The 5,440-nt window shown below is 74.2% G+C and carries 1 protein-coding gene; it reads left to right on the forward strand.

Annotation, left to right across the window (positions count from 1 at the left end; translation table 11 throughout):
- The first annotated feature begins 39 nt into the window (after nucleotides 1-39).
- Nucleotides 40-5,361, forward strand: coding sequence for a type I polyketide synthase (locus ABZ342_RS48770; RefSeq protein ID WP_360488887.1), 5,322 nt, complete (start codon nucleotides 40-42; stop codon nucleotides 5,359-5,361).
- Nucleotides 5,362-5,440 lie beyond the last annotated feature (79 nt).

Below are 5,440 nucleotides of genomic sequence, written 5' to 3' on the forward strand. Positions count from 1 at the left end.
TTTTTCTGTGTGGTGATGTTCCTATCGTAAGCAGCCGCCGTGTGGCGCAGGGTCGCCGACGGCGTCGACGCGGGCGGCGACTTCCCGGCCGACCGCGGCTGGGACGTCGAAGGGCTCTTCGACGCCGACCCGGACAAGCCCGGCACGTTCTACACGCGCGGCGGCGGCTTCCTGCACGACGCGGCGGAGTTCGACCCCGCGTTCTTCGGGATCGCGCCACGCGAGGCCCCCGCGATCGACCCGCAGCAGCGGCTGCTGCTGGAGACGTCGTGGGAGGCCGTCGAGCGCGCGGGCATCGACCCGGCGCTGCTGCGCGGCAGCCGGACCGGCGTGTTCGTCGGCTCCAACTACCACGACTACGGCTCCCGGGTGCGGCACGCGCCCGGCGAGTTCGAGGGGCACCTGGCGACCGGCAGCGCGGGCAGCGTCGCGTCCGGCCGGATCGCCTACACCTTCGGGCTGGAAGGCCCGGCGGTCACGGTCGACACGGCGTGTTCGTCGTCCCTGGTCGCGTTGCACTGGGCGGTCAAGGCCCTGCGCTCCGGCGAGTGCGAGCTCGCGCTGGCCGGCGGCGTCACGGTGATCTCCTCGGTCGACACGTTCGTCGAGTTCAGCCGGCAGCGCGCGCTGTCGCCGGACGGCCGGTGCCGCGCGTTCTCCGCGGACGCCGACGGCGCGGGCTGGGCCGAGGGCGTCGGCATGGTGCTGGTGGAACGGCTGTCCGACGCGCGCCGCAACGGGCACCCGGTGCTCGCGGTCGTGCGCGGCAGCGCGGTCAACCAGGACGGCGCGTCCAACGGCATGACCGCGCCGAGCGGGCCCGCGCAGCAGCGCGTCATCCGCGCGGCGCTGGCCGACGCGGCACTGACACCGTCCGATGTGGACGCCGTCGAGGCGCACGGGACCGGCACCACGCTGGGCGACCCGATCGAGGCGCAGGCGCTCATCGCGACCTACGGTCAGGACCGGGAACGGCCGCTGTGGCTGGGCTCGGTGAAGTCCAACATCGGGCACACCCAGGCCGCGTCCGGTATCGCGGGCGTGATCAAGATGGTGCAGGCGCTGCGCAACGGCGTCCTGCCGCGCACGCTGCACGCCGAGACGCCGTCACCGCACATCGACTGGTCCGCCGGGCAGGTGCGGCTGCTGTCGGAGCCGGTCGAGTGGGCCGCGAACGGCCACCCGCGCCGCGCGGCGGTGTCCTCGTTCGGGGTCAGCGGCACCAACGTGCACACGATCATCGAAGAGGCCCCCTCGGTGGCCGAGCCGGCGGAAGCCGTGACGTCGCAGCGGTTCAGCGTCTGGCCGGTGTCGGCCCGGTCCGAAGCCGCGCTGCGCGGCCAGGCCCGGCGCCTGCTGACGTTCACGGAGTCCGAAGTAGACACTGCTGACGTCGCCCGTTCCTTGGCTGCCCGCGCGAAGTTCGCGCACCGCGCGGTGATCGTCGGCGAGAACCTCGGCGAACTGCGCGACGGCCTGGCCGCGCTGGCCGCGGACCGGCCCGCCGCCGGGCTACGGCAGCACACCGCGCGCACCGGGCGGACGGCGTTCCTGTTCACCGGGCAGGGCGCGCAACGGCTCGGCATGGGAAGTGAGCTGTACGAGCGGTTCCCGGTCTTCGCCGACGCCTTCGACGCGGTCTGCGCGCACTTCGACCTGCCGCTGCGCGACGTCGTCTTCGGTGACGACCCGGCCCGGCTCGACCGGACCGGCTTCACGCAACCCGCGTTGTTCGCCGTCGAGGTCGCGTTGTTCCGGCTCCTGGAGTCGTGGGACGTCCGCGCGGACTTCCTGGCCGGCCACTCGATCGGCGAGCTGGCCGCGGCGCACGTCGCCGGGGTGCTTTCGCTGGCCGACGCGGCGAATCTGGTCGCCGCGCGCGGCCGGCTGATGGAGGCGCTGCCCGAGGGCGGGGCCATGGTCGCGATCGCCGCTCCCGAAGCCGAGGTCGTCCCGCTGCTCGACGAGCGCGTGTCCCTGGCCGCGGTCAACGGGCCCGAAGCCGTGGTCGTCTCGGGTGAGACCGAAGCCGTGCTGGCCCTCAAGGAACACTTCGCGGCGCTCGGCCGCAAGACCAAGCGCCTGGACGTCTCGCACGCGTTCCACTCGCCGCTCATGGACCCGATGCTCACCGAGTTCGCGGCGGTCGCGGCGGGGCTCACCTATCGGCCGCCGCGGATCCCGGTCGTGGCGACCGGCGACGTCGCGACGCCGGAGTACTGGGTGCGGCACGTGCGGGAGGCCGTCCGGTTCGCCGACGGCATCCGCCGGCTGGCCGACGAAGGCGTGAACCGGTTCGTCGAGCTGGGCCCGGACGCGGTGCTGGCCGCGCTCGTCCCGGACTGCGCCGGACCGGCCGAGCTGAGCGTGGGATCGGTGCTGCGCAAGGGACACGACGAAGAACGGTCGCTGCTCGTCGCGCTCGCCGGGCTGCACACCGCCGGCGCCGACGTCGACTGGGCCGCGGTGCTCGCCGGCGGCGGGCACGTCGAGCTGCCGACGTACGCGTTCCAGCGCGAGCGGTACTGGCTGGACGTCCCGGCCGTGCCCGGCGACGTCACCGGCGCCGGGCTCAGCGCAGCGGACCACCCGCTGCTGGGCGCGGCGGTGTCGCTGGCCGGTTCCGACGGCGCGTTGTTCACGAGCCTGTTGTCGGCGACCAGCCACCCGCTGCTCGCGCAGCACGTCGTGCTCGGCAGCGTGCTGCTGCCGGGGACGGCGTTCATGGAACTGGCCGTGCACGCCGCCGACCAGGTCGGCTGCGAACGCGTCGAGGAGCTGACCCTCGCCGCGCCCCTGGTGCTGCCGGAGACCGGTGGCGTCCGGCTGCAGGTCGCCGTCGGCGGCCCCGACCGGTTCGGCACCCGCTCGATCGACATCTACTCCCGCGCCGGCGACGCCATGGAGGACGAGCCGTGGACCACGCACGCCAGCGGCACGCTCGCCGCGACGGCGGCCCCCGCGGCCGGTGACCTGACCGGGACCTGGCCGCCGGCCGGCGCCGAGCCGATCGACCTCGACGGGCTCTACGACCGCATCGCGGCCAACGGGTTCGCCTACGGGCCCGCGTTCCAGGGGCTGCACCGCGCCTGGAACGCCGGCGACGAGATCTTCGCCGAGGTCGACCTGCCGGACGAGGAACGGGCGGAAGCCGAACGCTTCGGCCTGCACCCGGCGTTGCTCGACGCGGCTCTGCACACCGTGGCACTGCGCGACGAAAGCCGGGCGGTGCTGCCGTTCGCGTGGTCGGGCGTGACCCTGCACGCGGGTGGCGCGTCGGCACTGCGCGTGCGCGTGACCGGGCAGGGCGACGACACGGTGGCCCTGGCGGTCGCCGACCAGGACGGGCTGCCGGTGGCCACCATCGGTGCGCTGACGCTGCGGCCGGTCTCGGCCGAGCAGCTCGACGTCGCGCGCTCGGCGTACCACGAGTCGCTGTTCCGGGTGGGCTGGGTGATGGCCCCGATCACCCCGGTCAGCCACTCTGCGGCGGAACGCTGGGCGGTCGTCGGGCACGACGTCGGTGTCCGCGTCACCAAGGCCCTCGGCACGGCGGGCGTCCCGGTGGAGTCCTACCCGGACTTCGACGCGCTCGGCGCGGCCGTGGCGGCGGGTGCCCCGGTGCCCGAGGTGGTCGTGATGACCAGCGGCCCGCAGGAGGACGAAGACGTCGCGCGGGCGGTCCGGACGGCCACGCACGGCGCGCTGGAGCAGGTGCAGGAGTGGCTGGCGAGCGAGCGGTTCGCCGGTTCACGGCTGGTGTTCGTCACCCGGGGCGCGATCGCGACGCGGGTCGGCGAAGGCATCACCGACCTCGCGACGGCGGCCGTCGTCGGCCTGGTCCGCTCCGCGCAGTCGGAGAACCCCGGCCGGTTCGTGCTGGTCGACCTCGACGACCGCGAAGTCTCCTACGCGGCGCTCCCGTCCGCGGTGGCCTGCGGCGAGCCGCACGTCGCGGTCCGGGTCGGCGCGATCCAGGTGCCGCGGCTGGCGCGCGTCCCGGCCACCAGCCCGGCGCCGGTCCCCGAGTGGGACCCCGAGGGCACGGTGCTGATCACCGGCGCCACCGGGACGCTGGGCACGCTCGTCGCCCGGCACCTGGTGACCGCCCGCGGCGCCCGGCGGCTGGTGCTGACCAGCCGGCGCGGACCGGCCGCGGAAGGCGCCCGCGAGCTGGTCGACGAGCTGACGGCGTGGGGCGCGGACGTCACCATGGCGGCTTGTGACGTCGCCGACCGGGACTCGCTGGCCGCGCTGCTGGCTTCCGTGCCCGCCGAGCATCCGCTGACCGCGGTGGTGCACACGGCCGGTGTCCTCGACGACGGCGTCGTGTCGGCGCTGACGACCCGTCAGCTGGACACGGCCCTGCGGCCCAAGGTCGACGCGGCGTGGCACCTGCACGAGCTGACGGCCGGGATGAACCTGGCCGGGTTCGTGGTGTTCTCGTCGCTGGCCGGCACGTTCGGCGGCACGGGCCAGGCGAACTACGCGGCGGCCAACGCGTTCCTCGACGCGCTGGCGCACGTGCGCCGGGCGCAGGGGCTGCCGGGGCTGTCGCTGGCGTGGGGCCTGTGGGCCGAGCGCAGCGGCATGACCGGCAAGCTCGGCGAGGCGGACCTGTCCCGGCTGGCCCGCGGCGGCGTCGAGCCGATGCCGTCGGAGGAGGGACTGGACCTGTTCGACGTGGCCTGCACCCTCGACGAGGCGGTCCTGCTCCCGGTGCGGCTGGTGGTGGAGGCGATGCGCGACCGCGTCGGCGAAGACGCGATCCCGGTGATCCTGCGCAGCTTGATCCGCACCCCGGTCCGCCGAGCGATCCGCGCGACGACGGCCCCGGCCGACCCGGTGGACAGCCTGACCCACCGCCTGGCGGGAATGTCGGAGGCGGAGCGCGACGGAGCATTGCTGGACCTGGTCCGCACGCACGCGGCCACGGTGCTGGGCTACGCAGGCCCGGACGCGATCGAGCCGGACCGCGGGTTCTTGGAGCTGGGATTCGATTCGTTGAGCGCGGTGGAGCTGCGGAATCTCCTGGGCGCGGCCACGGGGTTGCGCCTGCCGGCGACGCTGCTGTTCGACTACCCGTCGACCACGGTGCTGGTGGGGTACTTGAGGTCCGAGCTGGTCCCGGACGTCCCGGCGGCGATCCTCCCGGCGCTGGCGGAGCTGGACCGGGTGGAGTTCGCGTTGCCGGAGCTGCTGGCGGACTCTTCGGCCCGGGCGACGTTGGGTACGCGGCTGCAGGAGCTGCTGGCCCGGGTCAACGGCGCCTCCGCCACGGTCACCGCGGTGGAGGAGAAGCTGGAGTCGGCAACGGACGACGAGATGTTCGCCCTGATCGACGACCTCGACCTCGACTGAGCCGGTGTGCCGCGGCTGGTCGTGAGTGGGAAACAGTGTTCTAGACCGGTTCACGGCCTTCTACAAGAAGACCCCGGAC

It is taken from the genome of Amycolatopsis sp. NPDC005961 (genome assembly GCF_040629235.1).
Lineage (GTDB): Bacteria > Actinomycetota > Actinomycetes > Mycobacteriales > Pseudonocardiaceae > Amycolatopsis > Amycolatopsis camponoti.